Genomic DNA, 16,594 nt, shown 5'->3' with positions numbered 1-16,594 from the left:
ACCGGCATTTCAGCCCGTCTTGGGGGAGGATGATTCACATGGCAATGGCCGCGACAGCACCGCCACGCGGACCGATGACGCTAGCCGACTGGGGGCAATTGCTGCTGCTCGGTGCGATCTGGGGCGGCTCGTTCTTCTTCGCCCGCATAGCGGTGGCGGAACTTCACCCGCTGGTGCTGGTGCTGTTTCGCGTCGCCATCGCCGCGATCGCGCTGCAGCTTTATCTCGGCCTGCGCGGCCCCTCCTTTCGCCTCGCCCTACCCCACGCCGGCCTGTTCTTCCTGCTGGCCTTCACCAACAACGTCGTCCCCTTCTCGCTGATCTTTGCCGGCCAGACGAAACTTGGCGCCGGTGTCGCCTCGGTGCTCAATGCCACCACGCCGTTCTGGACGCTGATCCTCGCCAATGCGCTGACATCGGACGAGAAGCTCTCCTGGAACAAGCTTGCCGGCATTGCGCTTGGCGTCGCCGGCACCGCGGTGATGATCGGACCAGGCCTGCTCGCCGGGCTCGGCGGCCCGGTCTGGGCCAAATTCGCGCTGATCGGGGCTTCGCTGTCCTATGGCGTCGCCCTGATGGTCGCACGCCGCTTCAAGGGCGTGCCTTCACCGGTCATCGCCACCGGACAGATGACCGCCTCGACCATCATCATGATCCCGATCGTGCTCTTCGCCCATGGCCCGGCCGGCCTGTTCTCGGCCTCGCCGCCGGTATGGACAGCCGTCTTTGCGCTGGCGCTGCTGTCCACCGCCTTCGCCTACATCCTCTATTTCAACCTCGTCGCCTCGGCCGGGGCCACCAACGCCTCGCTGGTCACGCTCGTCGTGCCGGCCAGCGCCATGCTGCTCGGTTTCATGTTCCTCGGGGAACGGCTCGAACTGTTCGAGATCGGCGGCGTGGTGTTGATCGGGCTTGGCCTTGTCACCATCGATGGGCGGCTATTTGTCAAAAGGGTAGCGCTGCCATGACACAGCAACGACACGCCGTCGCCACAATTTATTCACAGACCTGCAGCGGGTTTTTGCGCAGGAGTTTCAAAGCCTAACGGCAAACCGGGGTCGCAAATTCCACAATTACGTCGCAATGCAGCACATTTTCCGCTTGCCTGTGGCACAAATGAACCTAGACTCCCACTCATAGCTCTTTAAGAGGAGGCTATGTCATGGGACTTACGAGGCCAATCAACGCATTGATGATCTGTGCTGCGTTTGCTTTCATCGGCGCCCTCATTATGGGCGTCCTTCCCTGAACCCGCCAAACCGGGGAAGACCAGCACCAAATAGTCCAGACAATTCGAAAGGCCGGGTTTTTACCCGGCCTTTTGCTATTCAGCGTGCCTATGCCGCGGCCGACCCCGCCACCTCGGCCTCATGCGAACGGATGCCGATCATGTGGCAGATCGCGAACACCAGGTCGGCCCGGTTCATGGTGTAGAAATGGAAGTCGCCCACCCCGCGCTCGACCAGGTCCAGCACCTGTTCGGCGGCCACGGCTGACGCCACCAGCGCATGCGTCTGCGGGTCGTTCTGCAGGCCGTCGAAGCGCTCGGCCAGCCATGCCGGCACCAGCGCACCGCAGCGCGCCGAAAAATTAGCGACCTGGGTGAAATTGTGCACCGGCAAGATCCCGGGAACGATCGGGATGTAGATGCCGGCGCGGCGCGCGCGCTCGACATAGCGTTCGTAGAGATCGTTGTCGAAGAAGAACTGGGTGATCGCCCGCGTCGCGCCATTGTCGACCTTGCGCTTCAGCATGTCGATGTCGGTGGCAAAGTCAGGGCTTTCCGGATGCTTTTCCGGATAGGCCGAGACCGAGATGTCGAAGTCGCCGGCGCTCTTCAGCGCCCCGACCAGCTCAGCCCCGTTGGCATAGCCGTCCGCATGCGGACGGTAAGCCGTGCCGACGCCCGCGGCCGGATCGCCGCGCAAGGCGACGAAGCGCTTCACGCCCATGTCGGCGAATTCCTGGATGACCGCATCGACCTCATGGCGGGCGGCATCCACGCAGGTCATGTGCGCAGCCGGCGTCAGGCTCGTTTCCTGCAGGATGCGGCTGATGGTGCGCGCGGTCCGCTCACGCGTCGAGCCGCCGGCGCCATAGGTCACCGAGACGAACTTCGGCTTCAGCGGCTCCAGCCGCGTGACCGTGTCCCAGAGCCTTGCCTCCATCTCGTCGGACTTCGGCGGGAAGAATTCGAACGAAACCCGGACCTTGTCGCCAATGTCGGGGCGGCGGGAAAAACGGAACTGGTTCATCAGGCGATTTCCCCTATCGAGGTCACTTTGGTCTGCTGACTGTCATTGGCGGGATCGGCGATCAGCAGGCGCCGGTCGCGGCCAAGCCAGAGTTTTACCGTGAGCCTGGCCTCGTTGCCGCCGCGCGGCTCGAACTCCTGGGCGTCCTCGAGGTCGAGGCCGGCCTCGGCAAACCACTCGCCGATCTGCCGGTCGGAGAAGCCGAGCCGCATGTGGGCATGCTCTTCGCGCAGGAACTCCAGCGTGTGCGGTGCAAAGTCGACGATGACCAGCCGGCCAGCGGGCCGCAACAGCCGCGCCGCCTCGTGGATGGCGCGGGCCGGATCGTCGAGATAATGCAGCACCTGATGGATGGTGACGAGATCGAAGGCGTCGCGCTCGACCGGCGGCGAAAAGATGTCACCCTGCCGCACCTGCGCATTCGAAACGCCGGCCTTGTCGAGATTGGCGCGCGCCACCGTCAGCATCTCGCGCGACATGTCGATGCCGATGCCGCGCCGGTAGAGCGGCGAGAAGATTTCGAGCAGCCGCCCGGTGCCGGTGCCGAGATCGAGCATCGACTGGAACGGCCGCCTGCCGACCAGCTTCAGCATGGCAGCCTCGACTGCGCGGTCCGGCACGTGCAGCGAGCGGATATGGTCCCAGCTCGCCGCGTTCACCGAGAAATACTCGGTGGCGCGATCCTGCCGCTTGCGCTTGACCGAGGCCAGCCGCTCCAGATCGCGCTCGACTTGCGGATCGGCGCCGCGAATGCCCGACACCAGACCCATGACGAAATCACGCGCGGAATCCGCATCCGACAGGCGAAAGAAGGCCCACGAGCCTTCCTGGTAGCGGCCGATCAGCCCTGCCTCCAGCAACAGCTTCAGGTGCCGGGAGACACGCGGCTGCGACTGGCCGAGAATTTCGGTAAGATCGGAAACCGTGAGGTCGCCGCGCGACAACAATGCCAGTATGCGCAGGCGGCTGGATTCGGCCGCCGCCTTCAATGTGTCCACCATGGTGTCGAGTGAAACGTGCATCAGCGTATTCTTTTCAGCTATTCACTTTGAAAAAGATATAAACATATGTTTATGTCGATTTTCAAAACCTTGCAAGCGCTATGTCGCTTCCGGACAAGAAAATGCCGCATGCGTGATTTCCTGGCGCATATCGCCCAAAAGTGCGCAACGGTTTTGGGGCGATTACATGCACCAGCAAGAGATGGGTAGAATGACCGGACCGCGTGAGATGTTCGAGACACGAGAAGGCGAGCGGAGGCTGGACCATGATCCGGCAGCAATGCCGCCCGATGCCGGCGTCGTCTTCATCGGCCGCATCACCTCGCCATGGACGACGCGGGAAAGCTGCCCGAAGAACATGCGCGCTGCGCGTGAGACCGGACAGCCCGCCATGCTCACCATCGATGCGCCTTATCGCGAAGGCCTGCGCGGCCTGGAGCGGGCCAGCCACGTCGTCATCCTGTCCTGGCTGCATCACGCGCCGCGGAATCTGATTGTGCAGAAACCGCGCCATGCGGCTGAAGCCAAAGGCGTATTCGGCCTGCGCTCCCCTGCCCGCCCGAATCCGGTCGGCCTGCATGTGGCGCGGCTCGTGGGACTCGACATCGCCACTGGGCGTATCGATCTCGACGCCATCGATGTGCTCGACGACACGCCGGTCATCGACATCAAGCCTTACTTCGCCTCGACCGATGCCATTGCCGAGGCGACCGTTGAGGGACGCGAGGAACCCAATCGGAGTCAGCGATGACCGCGCCGACAGGCCGCCGCCGCGCCATCGCCAAGGCGCTGACAGCGCTTCTGCCGCTGGCGCCGTACGCCGACATGGAGAAGATCCGCACGGATGCCGGCTCGGTGCATATGAAAACCTTGCCGCCGTCGATCGCGGTGTGGCTGGCCGCGATTGCCCATATCCGCCATATGCACACCGATTACGAAAAACTGCTGACCGACGGCTATGACCGCGACTCGGCGCGTTTTTTCGTCATCGAACAGACCAACGTGGTGCTAACCCGCTGGCGCGCCACCCGCCTGCTCGATGCCGACGACGAGGACGAATGAGACCGGCTATTGGCGCGTCAGCACGGCGACGGCATTGTATGGTCGGCCATCGGCGTGGCCGACCCATGTCCAGGACAGTTTTGCCTTGAAAAACCGGACGGTGATATCGCCGCCGTCGATGCACTTGTCCTGACCGTAGGTGATGCTCTCGTGGAACTCCGCCGAGCCGTCATCCCTGGAGGTTTGAGACAATGATCCGCCGCAGCCGAGCGAGGGATAGTCGATCGACCCGCTGCCATCGCCAATCCTCATGGCGATCGACCAGTCGGCGCCGGCGTCGCCCGCCGGACTCTGGTGGCCGTTGCCGACCCAGGTGCCGGTCAGCGTCGGCGCCGGCATGCTCGCCGCGCAAGGCAGGTTCTGGAAGATCGGCGTCAGTTCGCTGCCCGTCTTCTCACAGCGATAGGTCTGGCCGCCTTGGCAAAGTTCGCCGCCCTCTTTCACGCACTGCGCGCTGGCTTCGCCGGCTGCGGCGAAAATCGACAAAGCCGCGACAACGATCTCGAGCCTGCCCATTTTCCCGCTCCATCTCAGCACCGCGACTATAAGGCAATTCCAGCCTGATGTATCGGCCACGAGGACGAACAGCGTCGGGCGCCTGGCTCTATGCCTTCTGTCCGGGGCCGATAGCCTGCGGATTCCGCCTTGCGCGACAGGAGGCCCCGATGAGCCAGACGACGGCAATAGAGAATTCGAAGCCGCTGCCCGCGGTCAGCGAGCATCACGTTGACCCGCATTCCTATCCCGACGGCATCGCCTTTCTCGACGGCCAATATCTGCCGATGTCGCAAGCCAAGGTATCGGTGCTGGACTGGGGGTTCCTGCATTCCGACGCCACCTACGACACGGTGCATGTATGGGACGGTCGCTTCTTCCGCCTTGACCTGCATCTTGACCGTTTCTTCGGCGGGCTGGAAAAACTGCGCATGACGATACCCTTCGACCGCGACGGCGTAGCCGAGATCCTGCACGATTGCGTGGCCTTGTCGGGCCATCGCGCCGCCTATGTCGAAATGCTGTGCACGCGCGGCGCCTCGCCGAGCTTCAGCCGCGACCCGCGCCAGGCGATCAACCGCTTCATGGCGTTCGCCGTGCCGTTCGGCTCCGTCGCCAATGCCGAGCAGTTGCGGCGCGGCCTGCGCGTCGCCATCAGCGACAAGGTGCGCATTCCGCCGGTCTCGATCGACCCGGCGATCAAGAATTACCACTGGCTCGACCTGGTGCGCGGCCTCTACGATGCCTATGACCGCGGCGCCGAGACCGCATTGGTTCTCGACTTCAACGGCAACGTCGCCGAAGGCCCGGGCTTCAACGTCTTCTGCGTCAAGGAAGGCAAATTGTCGACGCCGGCCATCGGCGTGCTGCCGGGCATCACAAGGCGCACCGTGTTCGATCTCTGTGCCGAGTCAGGCCTTGCCGTGACGGCCGCCGATGTCAGTGTCGCCGCGCTGCGCGAAGCCGACGAGGTCTTCATCACCTCGACCGCAGGCGGCATCATGCCGGTGACGGAGATCGACGGCGCTGTGATCTCCGACGGCAAGGTCGGGCCGGTCACCAGCCGGCTGATGGCGCTCTATTGGCAAAAGCACGACGATCCGGCGTGGTCGAGTGCGGTGAATTATCGCTGACGCCAGACATCTCATTCAAAAAAGTTTCCCCCTCGCCTCTGGAAAATCGCGGGATAGGCCGTATATGCCCGAAAGCGGAGAAGCCTCCGCTTTCACCCGAAAATTGCGCCCGCAGGGGCAAGGATTCCACATCATGACAAACAAGGTTTGGTTCATCACCGGATCGTCGAAGGGCTTTGGCCGCGTCTGGGCCGAGGCCGCGTTGGCGCGTGGCGACCGCGTTGCCGCAACGGCCCGCGATGCCGGCACGCTCGCCGATCTCGTCGAGAAATATGGCGACAACATCGCCGCGATAAAGCTCGATGTCACCGACAAGAAAGCCGTCGATGCCGCGATTGCCGAAGCGCACAGGCGCTTTGGCCGGCTTGACGTCGTCATCAACAACGCCGGCTACGGCCATTTCGGCGCCATCGAGGAAGTCAGCGAGCAGGAAGCCCGCGACCAGATCGAAACCAACGTGTTCGGCGCGCTCTGGGTCACGCAGGCCGCACTGCCGATCATGCGGGCGCAGCGGTCGGGCCACATCATCCAGATCTCGTCGATCGGCGGCGTCAACGCCTTTGCCTCGCTCGGCCTCTACCACGCCTCGAAATGGGCACTGGAAGCCTTCAGCCAGTCGCTGAGCATCGAGGTCGCGGAATTCGGCATCCATGTCACGCTGGTCGAGCCGGGTGGTTTTTCCACCGACTGGGCCGGCCCGTCGGCCAAGGTCTCCCAGGCGATCGAAGCCTATGCGCCTGTCCGCGCCAAGATGGCCGAGCGCCGCGCCAACTCGGTCGCCGGCGATCCCGAGGCGACAGGCCCGGCGATGCTGGCCATCGTCGACGCCGCCGAGCCGCCGCTCAGGGTATTCTTCGGCGACGGCGGCCTGCCGATGATCCGCCAGGAATACGCCAACCGCCTCGCCACCTGGGAAAAGTGGGATGAGGTTTCCATCATGGCGCAAGGCGCCAAGAAGAACCGCAAGGCTGCCTGACAGGGCCTCGGCTGCGCGGCCAAGGGCTGCGCAGCCGCACCGTTCCCGATCTAGGTGGGATAGATCCACTGCTCCGGCACCCGCGCCGAAATCTCTTCGCCGGCCCTGATCGTCCCGGGCTTTTCCACCCAGGCGACCACGCCGCGCAGGCGCTTGGCCGCCTTCGGGAACAACAGCGCACCGGCTTCGATGTCGGCCATCCCGGCATGTTCGGCGATCGACCGGCCGGCGATGCGGCACGGTCCGTTCTGTGCGTCGACCTTGAGGGTCACGCCGCCCTTGAAGAACAGCAGCGTGCCGGCCGGCAGCATCGACAGATGCGGCACGCCTTCGATCACCAGATTGGCGCCGATCTATTCCGGCTTGATCTGGGCCAATCCCATCCGTTCGGCGACGATGGCGAGTTCGTCCACGGCCACGATCGACAGCTGCCGTTCGTTGCGCATTTCGGTGCCGCGTGGATACCAAGGCTCGCGGCCGCCCGAGCGTCGCGTCGCGCCTGCGTGGAAATCACCCGATATGCCGTCGAAGCCCAGCCGCAACTCCTCCACCGGACGCATCTCGAAATGATCTGACGGCGCGACATAGAGAGCGGCCGCGTGTGCGGAGAGCTTCTTTGCCGGGATGATTTCGACCGGCTTTTCGGCCTCGGGGAAGAGATCCAGCATGGCTTCAGTCCTTGGATGACACGCCCTGGTTTTGCCCTTCGGCCGGCAGAGCCGCAAGAGCGGTTTGGGCCAAAATACGCAACTCTTCGACCGACGCGCCATCCCGCGCCTGGATCGACATGCCGTTCATGACACCGGCGAGGTATTTGGCAAAGCCCTCGACCGAGAGAGCTTCAGGAAAGTCGCCCATCGCCCTGCCCTTGGCCAATCGTTCCGCGATCGCCGCTTCGCTCGCCTTGCGATAGGCCTTGAGTTCATCCGCAATGGCTTGCGCCTGCGGCGAGGCCGCCAACGCACCGCTGACGAACAGGCATCCGCCGGGTTTGCCGGGCCTGGAATAGGCCTCCGCCGCGCCGAGCAGCAACCGCCGGATCGCCTCCCGCGTCGGCACCGGCGCGCTCAGCGCATCCAGCGCAAAGCCGATCTCGGTCTGGTGGTAGCGCGTCAGCGCCTTGCGGAACAAGGTCTCCTTGTCGGTGAAGGCGTTGTAAATCTGCGGCGGCGTCAGCCCCATCGCCTCGCGCAGCATGGCCAGCGACGTCGCCTCATAGCCATGCTCCCAGAACAGGTGCATCGCCGCATCCAGTGCCCGATCGGCATTGAACGCACGCGGCCTGCCGCCGCGCGGCTTTTCCAAATTATCCATAGCGATCGATACGAAACCTGTTGACTGGCCTCCGACGCATAGCGTACCAATCGATACGAAACATGGCAAGCCGGGAAGACAATCCGACCGGCAAGGCCGTGCAACCCGAGGACGAGGAGAGCCCGAATGCCAATCACCGTGACCGCTCCCGAAGGCGTACTGACCCCGGCCGGAGAGCGCCAAATCCTGCCACGCCTCAGCGCCGCCCTCATCGAAGCCTCCGGTGCCACCGGCAATTCCTTCTTCACCGCGATCGTCGGCGGCACGGTCCACATTTTGCCGCCTCACCACATCTATGCCGGTGGTGCCAATCGGCCGGTCGTCATGGTCGAGCTGAAATTGCCGAACATCGGCCTTGGCTCGGTCGAAGCCCGCAAGGACTTCATCTCCGCCGCCGCCGCGATTGTCGCCGAGTTCTGCGTGCCGGACCACAGACCTGAAAACACCTGGATCAACATCGTCAACGCGCCCGACGGCGGCTGGGGCATTGGTGACAGGCAATATTCAGGCGACGCGCTCATCGCAGCCGCCACCGCAGCGGCGCATTGACCTGGCAGGAGCGACAAGATGCGGCTCTCCCCTTCGCTGTTCTTCACCACCGGCTGCGAATCGGCATTGGCCTTCTACGAACAATGCGGTCTTGGCCGGGGGACGATCCTGCTGCGCTGGGGCGACAACGACATGCCGGTGCGGACCGAAGCGATGCGCGGAAAAATTCTGCATGCGCGGTTTGAAGGTCCGGGTGTCCTGTTCCATGCCTCCGACAATGACGATGCGGAGCCGATGAAGGGCTCCGCAATGATGCTGGAGTTCGATGATCTGGCCGTCATGCGGGAGCTGTTCGCCCGCATGGCCGTAGGCGGACGGATCACCGTGCCCCTGGCAAGGCAATACTGGGGAACCTTTTTCGGCATGCTGGTCGACGCCTTTGGCGTGCAGTGGATGTTCAGCTGTTCGGGCGAATGAGGCCGAGGATCACGATCTTCTTACTGGAAATGGAACCAGCGCCGCATTGCTGCCGCGCCGAGCCGGCCTCATGGTAACGTCCAGATAAATTGACGGAGGTTCGTGATGCGCCCCGGCACGGCAATCGCGCTGCTTTGGTTGATCTGGGCGGTATCGTGGGCCGCTGCGGCGCTCTGGGCCGCCCCGGCAATGAAGCGCGCCGGCTTTCAGGCGGAGGCGCCGTACCGCGCCGTGCTGATATTCGGCACAATCCTGCTGTTCATTCCGGCGCATAACTATGTCGGCCGTTTTCGCCTGTGGTTTCCCAACCTCGCCATGGCCTGGACCTGCGTCGCGCTGATCGCCATCGGCCTCGCCTTCTCATGGTGGGCGCGGCTGCACCTTGGCCGGCTGTGGTCGGGAACGGTCACCGCCAAGGCTGAGCACCGCGTCATCGACACCGGGCCTTACGGCCTCGTTCGCCACCCGATCTACACCGGACTGCTCCTGGGAATCCTGGCTACCATGGCGACGAAAGGCACCGTCTGGGGCGTCGTCGGCGCCATCCTTTTGACCATCGGCATCGTCATGAAGGCCAAGCTCGAGGAGCGTTTCCTGCGCACAGAACTCGGAACCGCCTATGACGATTACGCCGGGCGAGTGCCGATGCTGGTGCCCTTCGCACCAGCCTGACGCGGCGGAGCGCCCTGGACGTCAGAGCATCCTGATCAGCGCACCGCCGATCGAATAGCCCGCGCCAAACGCGCAGATCAGGCCGAAATCGCCGGGCTTCATGTCGGCATGGTTCTCCGACAGCGCCACGATGGCGCCGGCGCCCGCCGTATTGCCCAGGCGCTCCAGCACCATCGGCGCACGATCGTGATCGACATCGTGGCCGAACGAAAGTTTCAGGATCATCGCGTTCATGCGCGCATTGGCCTGGTGCAGCCAGAAGCGCCTGATCGCCTGCGGCGTCAGCCCGTGCTCGGCCAGGAATTCGACGATGAACTTTTGCCCGGCGACGGTGACTTCCTTGAACACCTTGTTGCCGACCTGCTTGATCAAATTGCCTTCCAGGTTGATCATGTAGGGATCGTCCTGGGCGGTGCGGGTGTGATAGCCCAGATTGGTGCGGATGTTGTTCGACATTTGCGTCCAGATGCGGGTGTCGAGCACCTCGAAGCGTCCCGGCCGCTTCTCGCCTTGGGCAAGCCCCTCCACCACCATCGACACCGAGGCGTCGCCGAAGATGAAGTGCGTCTGCCGGTCGCGGAAATTGAGATGGCCGGTGATGATTTCCGGCGTGGTCACCAGAATGCGCTTGTGCGCGCCCGAGCGCACCAGATTGACGGCCATGTGAAGCGCCGCCGCGGCGGACGAACAGCCAAGCCCCATGTCGAAGCCGGCGCCCTTCGTACCCAGGGCCTCCTGCATTTCGATGGCGATCGCCGGATAGGGCCGCTGGTGATGCGAGGCCGAACAGATGATCAGGTCGATGTCGGATGGCTGCAGCCCGGCATGGTCGAGTGCCTTCCTGGCCGAGGCGATGCCGAACTCGGCCTCCAGCGACAGCGCATCGTCCGGACGTGCCGGAATGCGCGGCGTCATACGGGTCGGATCGAGAATGCCTTCGCGCTCGATCACATGACGGGAGCGCACGCCGGAGGCATGGACGATGAAATCGCTGTCGGACTTCTGCAGCAAGGTCTCGCCGGTGCGCTCGCGCCGCGCGTTCTCCGTGTCGACCCAGCTGTTGAAGCTCTCGACCAGCTCTTCATTCGTGATGACGGCTTCAGGGATTTCAGCGCCGATGCCGCTGATGATGACGCGATGCATATTTCAGTCCGTCCCATCCGCAGGCGTTGCGGCTTCATGTGGGCGCCGAAGCGCTTCGGCGCAACCCTTTTCTCATCAGGCGGGTTTACGCCGGCTTAAACCAAAGGTTTACGCCGGCGTAAACCAGGGTTTCACCAGGCGCAGAGCTTGGTGTTGGTCTGCGGGTTGTTCCAGCACGCACCGTCATCGCGGCTGCGCACATACTGTCCCGGCAACGGCACGTTGCGGCGGCCGAGATTGACATAGCCATAGGCAAAGCCCGGCCCGTCGATCTCCAGCACATAGGTCGGATAGCCCGGCGCCGAGATGCGGAAACTGCCCGCATCGTCGATCGCCCTGTAGCTGCATGGAAAATAGCCGTCATCGCTGGTGAAGCAGCGCGCCCGCTTGGCTTCCGCCGAAACCGAGAACGCCAGCAGCGCCGCCGCGCACACGCCAGCACCGTAAAGCACTTTCATCAACGTCATCATTCACCCCCTGCCACGCGGGCATTTTGATCCAACGCGTTGAATTGCGCATGGCGGCGAAACCGGGTCAATCGGCTGCGACTGAAGTGGGTAATTCTTTCCCAGGGCGTGTCGAGATTCAGGTCAGGCCGAGCCGAAAATGGTGGTTTCCGAGAACCGGAGCGGAGCGTACTTTTCGTACGCGAGCACCGGAAGCGCAGGAAGCCGCCGTTTGCAGGCCGGCATCACCTGAATATCAACACGCCCTAGCCGGCCCGCTTGGCGACGATGAATATACGCGGGAAGCGCAGCAGCACTTTGCCGTTCGCGGTCTTTGGATAGGCCTTGGCGATCTTGGCCGTGTAACTGTCGAGGAACACCTTGCGCTCGTCCGCCTCAAGTGGATCGAGGAACGGCTTCAGCCCGGTCGACTTCACCCATTCGACGATCGCCTCGGCATCGGCCAGCGGATGGTTGTAGACGGTATGCCAGATATCGAGCCGATCGGAGTGCGGCGATAAAAGGTCGTAATAGAACGACACCGGCGGCAGTGGCGCACGCGCCGCGTTTTCTATCTTTGCCGCAAAACGCACTTCAGCGGCTGTTTCCCGCATCAGCCGATGTGATTCCTCGGCCATATTGTCGGGCATCTGCACAGCCAGCGCGCCGCCGGGCGCCAGAAAGCCCATCAGTCTTTGGAACACCGCCGGATGCGTCGGCAGCCACTGGAACACCGCATTGGCGAAGATGACGTTGACCGGCTCGGCCGGCTTCCATGTCGCGGCATCGGCCAGATCGAAGGTCACGTTGGGCACGCGCGCCCTCGCCTTTTCGATCATGTCGGGAGAGGTGTCGAAGCCGCGCACCTCGGCATCCGGCCAGCGCTCGACCAGCAATTCGGTCGAGTTGCCCGGCCCGCAGCCGATATCGATGATCCGGCGTGGGAAATCGACCGGCACTTGCGCAACCAGATCCCGCGCGGGCCGCGTGCGCTCATCCTCGAATTTCAGATATTGGGCGGCGGACCAGTCAGCCATTCGAGCTCCTCATGTCGTGCTGAGAAATCGCCGCCCCTACGATCCCCTTACCGCGTCAGCCTCTTATACGTCATACGGTGTGGGTTGACGGCTTCGGGGCCGAGCCGGCGGATCTTGTCCTGCTCGTAATCCTCGAAATTGCCCTCGAACCATTCGACATGGCTGTCGCCCTCGAAGGCGAGGATGTGCGTCGCCAGACGGTCCAGGAACATGCGATCGTGCGAGATGATGACCGCGCAGCCGCCGAAATTTTCCAGCGCGTCTTCGAGCGCCGCCAGCGTTTCCGTATCGAGATCGTTGGTCGGTTCGTCGAGCAGCAGCACATTGCCGCCTGTTTTCAGCATCTTGGCCAGGTGCACGCGGTTGCGCTGGCCGCCGGAGAGGTTGCCGACCTTCTGCTGCTGGTCGCCGCCACGGAAGTTGAACGACGCGCAATAGGCGCGGGTGTTGGCCTCGAACTTGCCGAGCTTGACCACTTCGGCGCCACCCGAAATTTCTTCCCAGACGGTCTTCGACGGATCGAGAGCGTCGCGGCTCTGGTCGACATAGCCGAGCTTGACCGTCTCGCCGACGCGGATCGTGCCGGCATCGGGCTTTTCCTGGCCGGTGATCATGCGGAACAGGGTCGTCTTGCCGGCGCCGTTCGGGCCGATGACACCGACGATGCCGCCTGGCGGCAGCTTGAATTCCAGTCCGTCGATCAGCAGCGTGTCGCCAAAGCCCTTGGACAGGCCGTCGACCTCGATCACCACATTGCCGAGCCGCTCACCGTGCGGGATGACGATCTGGGTATCGCTCGGTCGCCGCTTGTCGGCTGCATCCAACAGGTCCTGGAAGGCCTGGATACGCGCCTTGGACTTGGTCTGGCGGGCCTTCGGGCTCGACTGGATCCACTCGCGCTCGCGGCCGATGGCGCGCTGGCGGGCGTCGTCCTCGCGGCCTTCCTGCTTGAGGCGCTTGGCCTTGGCTTCGAGATATTTGGTGTAATTGCCCTCATAGGGAATGCCGCGGCCGCGATCGAGTTCGAGGATCCAGCCGGTGACATTGTCGAGGAAGTAGCGATCGTGGGTGATGATCATCACGGCGCCCGGATAGGCGCGCAGATGCTTTTCCAGCCACGCCGTGGTTTCGGCGTCGAGATGGTTGGTCGGTTCGTCGAGCAGCAGAAGGTCGGGCTGGCGCAGCAGCAACTGGCAGAGCGCGACGCGGCGGCGCTCGCCGCCCGAAAGCTTGGTGACTTCCGAATCCTTGGGCGGGCAGCCCAGCGCTTCCATGGCCATCTCGACCTGCTGTTCGAGATCCCACAGGTTCAGCCGGTCCATCTCGTCCTGGAGCTTGGCCGACTCGTCGGCCGTCTCGTCGGAATAGTTCATCATCAATTCGTTGTAGCGTTCGATGATGGCGGTCTTGGCGGCGACGCCTTCCATGATGTTCTCGAACACCGTCTTCTTCGGGTCGAGCGCCGGCTCCTGCGCCAGGTAACCGACGGTGGCGCCTTCGGCGAGCCACGCCTCGCCGCTCCACTCCTTGTCGATGCCGGCCATGATCTTGAGGATCGTCGACTTGCCGGCGCCGTTGGGGCCCAGAATGCCGATCTTGGCGTCGGGATAGAAGGACAGATGGACATTCTCGAGCACCTTCTTGGTGCCGTAGGCCTTGTTGAGGCCGGCCATGTGATAGATGAACTGGCGTGCCACGCGCGCTTTCCCTGAAAATTGACTGGCCCAGAAAAACTGACTGGATTTGTCGAATTGAATGGAGGTTGGCCGCTATGTAGGCGATGCGGCGGCGAACGGCAATCGCTTTTGCCAGATCAAGCCGGCAACACGGACAATGTGTGCCGGCCGTTAAGTCTTCCACCGGTCGTCGGCGTGCGGAAATCTCCGGTTAACCCTTCCACTGGCGCGGCGACAGCCCGTCACTGGAACCCGATCGCGTCGACGGTGCCGGTCGGGCAACCGGCCTTGTTGGTCGGCACCGAGGCCAGCAGCAAATCCTTGAGCGAGCTGTTCGGGCCGATCGGGCCGGCAAGGCCGAGCGTCAGTTCGCCGATCAGCCGCCTGCCGCTCGACGGATCGATGACGCAGGAGACGCGCACGCGGTCCCCCGCCCCAGCGCCGAACGCGGTGTCGAAAGCGCCGCGGATCTGGTCCGCCGTCAGCTTGCCGCCGATGCTCTTGGCGAAGAGATCACGCACCGGAGAGCCGTTCACCTGTCGCATCAGGCCGAGCGCGTCGGAAAAATACTCCTGCTGGGTCTTGCCGTAGCAGGTGCCGTGCTTGATCCATTCATGCCGCTCGAGCTGGGAAGCCGTGCCCGGCATGACCTTGTTGAGCTCCGCGCGCGTGCCCGCGTCCAGATTGACAGGCGGAAGATCCTTCCAGTGACCGGGATTGTCATTGGCCTTGTCGCTCGCCGGCACCTGGCAATAGAAATTGCCGTTGGGCTGCGGCCACAGGCCGTGCAGGGTGAAATTGGTGGCGTCGAATTCGCTCGGGCTCTGCGCCCTGCATTCGGTCTTGTTCGACTTGGTCTCGCAAAACGCCGGCTGCCAGCTCAAAGCGAAGACATATTCGGGCTTTCCGGAAGCGGCAGGCTTGCCTTGCCCGCCCGGTGCTGCCGGCGTTGTTGCGGCACTGCTGCCCGAGAGGTGACCGCAGGAAACCTTCACCCACCGGCGCTCCGGATCGGCGCCCGGCACCTGGATGAGGTAGTGCGTTGGCGTGTCCTTGTTGCCGGCAAGCAACTGGTAGCTCTTTCCGGCATCGGTCGACACGTTGCCGGGGTTCTTGCCGTTCTTGATGGCCTGTGTCGCCGGACAGGAGGCATCGGCGACGAAGGTGCCGCTCATCTTGACGTCGGCACGCGCGGCACCAGTCAGTGATGCCGCCAGCAAGGCCAATCCGAAAACGACACCAATGCGCATGAGAAATCCCCGGCTGAAGAAGTGGGCGACAGACTGAAGCTGTCTCCATGTCAGAATTGCGATATTTTGCTGGCCAAACGCAAGAAACATCGTCGTGTGAAAGCAGGCAAGGCGGATTGACGCAAAACCGGCACCGGCGCAAACAAGGTGCTGTAACAGACAGGACACGGGTGGGGACCGGGCGGCCATGCCATTCAGCCAGCAGCGCTTGGTTCGTTCGCCGACCGGCGCCGACCTCAATCTCCTGGTCAGGCACGCCGACGGCCCGCCAAGGGCAGTCATCCACATCAACCACGGGCTGGCCGAGCATGCCGCGCGCTATGCCCGTTTCGCCGACTTCCTCGCCGAGCGTGGTTTCCACATCTATGTCCACGACCATCGTGGCCATGGCGCGACCAAGGCGCCCGATGCGCCGCTCGGCAAATTCGCAGACAAGAACGGACCGTCCAAGGTGATCGCCGATGTCGACGCCATCCACGATCTCATCGCCAGCGAATGCCCAAACCTTCCGGTCATCCTCTTCGGTCACTCGATGGGCGCGTCCGTGGCGCTGAACTACCTTTTGGCCCATTCGCCCCGCGTCCATGCCGCCGCGATCTGGAACGGCAATTTTTCACAAGGGCTGCTTGGGCAGGCAGCACTCGGCATCCTCGCATGGGAACGGATGCGGCTGGGCTCCGACGTCCCGTCGCGCCTGCTGCCGAAACTCACCTTCCGGGCCTGGGGCAAGGCGGTGCCCAACCACCGGACGCTGTTCGACTGGCTGTCGCGTGACGAGGCCGAGGTGGCCAAATACATCGCCGATCCGCTGTGTGGCTGGGACGCCTCTATCTCGATGTGGCGCGATGTGGTCTCGATGGCGCTGAATGGCGGCAAGGACGCCGGCTTTGCCGGTATCCGGCGCGACCTGCCCGTCGCCATTGTCGGCGGCGAGAAGGACTCGGCTTCCGACTATGGCAAGGGCATCACCAATCTCGCCAACCGCATGCGCAAGATGGACTTTTCGAATCTCGTTTCAAAGGTTTACGCCGACACCCGCCATGAAAGCCTGAACGAGGTCAACCGCGACATCATCATGGACGACTTCGCCGCCTGGGCCGACGGCGTGCTGAAGGGTTGAAAGGGTTTGGCCCATCGCAAGGGCCGTGACAGCGGCACAAGGTGTTGA

The 16,594-nt window shown here is 63.4% G+C and carries 18 protein-coding genes and 1 pseudogene; 9 read left to right on the top strand and 10 right to left on the bottom strand.

Annotation, left to right across the window (positions count from 1 at the left end; genetic code table 11):
• Positions 1-38 precede the first annotated feature (38 nt).
• Positions 39-968, top strand: a complete 930-nt coding sequence (locus MESOP_RS17385) for a DMT family transporter (RefSeq protein WP_013894644.1) — start codon at positions 39-41, stop codon at positions 966-968.
• A gap of 369 nt (positions 969-1,337) precedes the next feature.
• On the opposite strand, the gene metF is transcribed toward MESOP_RS17385, so the two are convergent.
• Together metF and MESOP_RS17375 are read right to left on the bottom strand one after the other, a co-directional pair.
• Positions 1,338-2,255, bottom strand: a complete 918-nt coding sequence (gene metF, locus MESOP_RS17380) for a methylenetetrahydrofolate reductase [NAD(P)H] (protein WP_013894643.1) — start codon at positions 2,253-2,255, stop codon at positions 1,338-1,340.
• Positions 2,255-3,277, bottom strand: coding sequence for an ArsR/SmtB family transcription factor (locus MESOP_RS17375; protein WP_013894642.1), 1,023 nt, complete (start codon positions 3,275-3,277; stop codon positions 2,255-2,257). Before MESOP_RS17375 ends, metF begins: the two co-directional genes overlap by 1 nt.
• Positions 3,278-3,485: 208 nt before the next feature.
• Between MESOP_RS17375 and tsaA the strand changes: the two genes are divergently transcribed.
• Both tsaA and MESOP_RS17365 read left to right on the top strand, forming a co-directional pair.
• Positions 3,486-4,007, top strand: coding sequence for a tRNA (N6-threonylcarbamoyladenosine(37)-N6)-methyltransferase TrmO (tsaA, locus tag MESOP_RS17370; protein WP_049802463.1), 522 nt, complete (start codon positions 3,486-3,488; stop codon positions 4,005-4,007).
• Entirely contained in the window at positions 4,004-4,318 is a 315-nt protein-coding gene (locus tag MESOP_RS17365) for a DUF2293 domain-containing protein (RefSeq protein WP_013894640.1), read from the top strand. Before tsaA ends, MESOP_RS17365 begins: the two co-directional genes overlap by 4 nt.
• A gap of 6 nt (positions 4,319-4,324) precedes the next feature.
• On the opposite strand, the gene MESOP_RS17360 is transcribed toward MESOP_RS17365, so the two are convergent.
• On the bottom strand, positions 4,325-4,834 hold the full coding sequence (locus tag MESOP_RS17360; RefSeq protein ID WP_013894639.1) for a hypothetical protein: 510 nt from the start codon (positions 4,832-4,834) through the stop codon (positions 4,325-4,327).
• Positions 4,835-4,983: 149 nt separating this feature from the next.
• Between MESOP_RS17360 and MESOP_RS17355 the strand changes: the two genes are divergently transcribed.
• Both MESOP_RS17355 and MESOP_RS17350 read left to right on the top strand, forming a co-directional pair.
• Entirely contained in the window at positions 4,984-5,946 is a 963-nt protein-coding gene (locus MESOP_RS17355; protein WP_013894638.1) for a D-amino acid aminotransferase, read from the top strand.
• Between the two features lie 133 nt (positions 5,947-6,079).
• Positions 6,080-6,922, top strand: a complete 843-nt coding sequence (locus tag MESOP_RS17350) for an SDR family oxidoreductase (protein WP_013894637.1) — start codon at positions 6,080-6,082, stop codon at positions 6,920-6,922.
• A 50-nt stretch (positions 6,923-6,972) separates the two neighbouring features.
• On the opposite strand, the pseudogene MESOP_RS17345 reads toward MESOP_RS17350, so the two are convergent.
• Together MESOP_RS17345 and MESOP_RS17340 are read right to left on the bottom strand one after the other, a co-directional pair.
• Positions 6,973-7,590 (bottom strand): annotated as a pseudogene (locus MESOP_RS17345) (MOSC domain-containing protein).
• A 4-nt stretch (positions 7,591-7,594) separates the two neighbouring features.
• Positions 7,595-8,236 (bottom strand): TetR/AcrR family transcriptional regulator, encoded by a 642-nt coding sequence (locus MESOP_RS17340; protein WP_013894636.1) that lies wholly within the window; start codon positions 8,234-8,236, stop codon positions 7,595-7,597.
• Between the two features lie 126 nt (positions 8,237-8,362).
• Between MESOP_RS17340 and MESOP_RS17335 the strand changes: the two genes are divergently transcribed.
• From MESOP_RS17335 to MESOP_RS17325, 3 genes are all read left to right on the top strand, one after another.
• Complete coding sequence (locus MESOP_RS17335; protein WP_013894635.1) at positions 8,363-8,785, top strand: hypothetical protein; 423 nt, start codon at positions 8,363-8,365, stop codon at positions 8,783-8,785.
• An 18-nt stretch (positions 8,786-8,803) separates the two neighbouring features.
• Positions 8,804-9,202: a VOC family protein gene (locus MESOP_RS17330; RefSeq protein WP_013894634.1), complete on the top strand. Its 399-nt coding sequence runs from the start codon at positions 8,804-8,806 to the stop codon at positions 9,200-9,202.
• A gap of 105 nt (positions 9,203-9,307) precedes the next feature.
• Positions 9,308-9,874 carry a methyltransferase family protein gene (locus tag MESOP_RS17325; protein ID WP_013894633.1) on the top strand — a complete coding sequence of 189 codons (567 nt, stop codon included), beginning with the start codon at positions 9,308-9,310 and terminating at the stop codon, positions 9,872-9,874.
• Between the two features lie 21 nt (positions 9,875-9,895).
• Here the strand turns inward: MESOP_RS17325 and MESOP_RS17320 are convergent, their stop codons facing one another.
• The 5 genes from MESOP_RS17320 to MESOP_RS17300 form a co-directional block, all read right to left on the bottom strand.
• Entirely contained in the window at positions 9,896-11,017 is a 1,122-nt protein-coding gene (locus MESOP_RS17320; RefSeq protein WP_013894632.1) for a beta-ketoacyl-ACP synthase III, read from the bottom strand.
• A 131-nt stretch (positions 11,018-11,148) separates the two neighbouring features.
• Positions 11,149-11,484, bottom strand: coding sequence for a hypothetical protein (locus tag MESOP_RS17315; RefSeq protein ID WP_013894631.1), 336 nt, complete (start codon positions 11,482-11,484; stop codon positions 11,149-11,151).
• A gap of 245 nt (positions 11,485-11,729) precedes the next feature.
• A complete protein-coding gene (gene tam / locus MESOP_RS17310) occupies positions 11,730-12,500 on the bottom strand; it encodes a trans-aconitate 2-methyltransferase (RefSeq protein WP_013894630.1) in 771 nt (256 codons plus the stop codon).
• Positions 12,501-12,547: 47 nt separating this feature from the next.
• Positions 12,548-14,197 carry an energy-dependent translational throttle protein EttA gene (gene ettA / locus MESOP_RS17305; RefSeq protein ID WP_013894629.1) on the bottom strand — a complete coding sequence of 550 codons (1,650 nt, stop codon included), beginning with the start codon at positions 14,195-14,197 and terminating at the stop codon, positions 12,548-12,550.
• A 221-nt stretch (positions 14,198-14,418) separates the two neighbouring features.
• Positions 14,419-15,426 carry a ribonuclease T2 family protein gene (locus MESOP_RS17300; protein ID WP_013894628.1) on the bottom strand — a complete coding sequence of 336 codons (1,008 nt, stop codon included), beginning with the start codon at positions 15,424-15,426 and terminating at the stop codon, positions 14,419-14,421.
• Between the two features lie 187 nt (positions 15,427-15,613).
• Between MESOP_RS17300 and MESOP_RS17295 the strand changes: the two genes are divergently transcribed.
• On the top strand, positions 15,614-16,546 hold the full coding sequence (locus tag MESOP_RS17295) for an alpha/beta fold hydrolase (protein WP_013894627.1): 933 nt from the start codon (positions 15,614-15,616) through the stop codon (positions 16,544-16,546).
• Positions 16,547-16,594 lie beyond the last annotated feature (48 nt).

It is taken from the genome of Mesorhizobium opportunistum WSM2075 (assembly GCF_000176035.2).
GTDB lineage: Bacteria > Pseudomonadota > Alphaproteobacteria > Rhizobiales > Rhizobiaceae > Mesorhizobium > Mesorhizobium opportunistum.
The sequence above is the reverse complement of the archived record's forward strand: the minus strand, read 5'-3'. Positions and strand labels throughout refer to the sequence as shown.

Bases quoted from the DNA above. Each gene is read 5' to 3' on its own strand.
- MESOP_RS17385 (WP_013894644.1), top strand. From the start codon at position 39: ATGGCAATGGCCGCGACAGCACCGCCACGCGGACCGATGACGCTAGCC.
- metF (WP_013894643.1), bottom strand. From the start codon at position 2,255: ATGAACCAGTTCCGTTTTTCCCGCCGCCCCGACATTGGCGACAAGGTC.
- MESOP_RS17375 (WP_013894642.1), bottom strand. From the start codon at position 3,277: ATGCACGTTTCACTCGACACCATGGTGGACACATTGAAGGCGGCGGCC.
- tsaA (WP_049802463.1), top strand. From the start codon at position 3,486: ATGTTCGAGACACGAGAAGGCGAGCGGAGGCTGGACCATGATCCGGCA.
- MESOP_RS17365 (WP_013894640.1), top strand. From the start codon at position 4,004: ATGACCGCGCCGACAGGCCGCCGCCGCGCCATCGCCAAGGCGCTGACA.
- MESOP_RS17360 (WP_013894639.1), bottom strand. From the start codon at position 4,834: ATGGGCAGGCTCGAGATCGTTGTCGCGGCTTTGTCGATTTTCGCCGCA.
- MESOP_RS17355 (WP_013894638.1), top strand. From the start codon at position 4,984: ATGAGCCAGACGACGGCAATAGAGAATTCGAAGCCGCTGCCCGCGGTC.
- MESOP_RS17350 (WP_013894637.1), top strand. From the start codon at position 6,080: ATGACAAACAAGGTTTGGTTCATCACCGGATCGTCGAAGGGCTTTGGC.
- MESOP_RS17340 (WP_013894636.1), bottom strand. From the start codon at position 8,236: ATGGATAATTTGGAAAAGCCGCGCGGCGGCAGGCCGCGTGCGTTCAAT.
- MESOP_RS17335 (WP_013894635.1), top strand. From the start codon at position 8,363: ATGCCAATCACCGTGACCGCTCCCGAAGGCGTACTGACCCCGGCCGGA.
- MESOP_RS17330 (WP_013894634.1), top strand. From the start codon at position 8,804: ATGCGGCTCTCCCCTTCGCTGTTCTTCACCACCGGCTGCGAATCGGCA.
- MESOP_RS17325 (WP_013894633.1), top strand. From the start codon at position 9,308: ATGCGCCCCGGCACGGCAATCGCGCTGCTTTGGTTGATCTGGGCGGTA.
- MESOP_RS17320 (WP_013894632.1), bottom strand. From the start codon at position 11,017: ATGCATCGCGTCATCATCAGCGGCATCGGCGCTGAAATCCCTGAAGCC.
- MESOP_RS17315 (WP_013894631.1), bottom strand. From the start codon at position 11,484: ATGACGTTGATGAAAGTGCTTTACGGTGCTGGCGTGTGCGCGGCGGCG.
- tam (WP_013894630.1), bottom strand. From the start codon at position 12,500: ATGGCTGACTGGTCCGCCGCCCAATATCTGAAATTCGAGGATGAGCGC.
- MESOP_RS17300 (WP_013894628.1), bottom strand. From the start codon at position 15,426: ATGCGCATTGGTGTCGTTTTCGGATTGGCCTTGCTGGCGGCATCACTG.
- MESOP_RS17295 (WP_013894627.1), top strand. From the start codon at position 15,614: ATGCCATTCAGCCAGCAGCGCTTGGTTCGTTCGCCGACCGGCGCCGAC.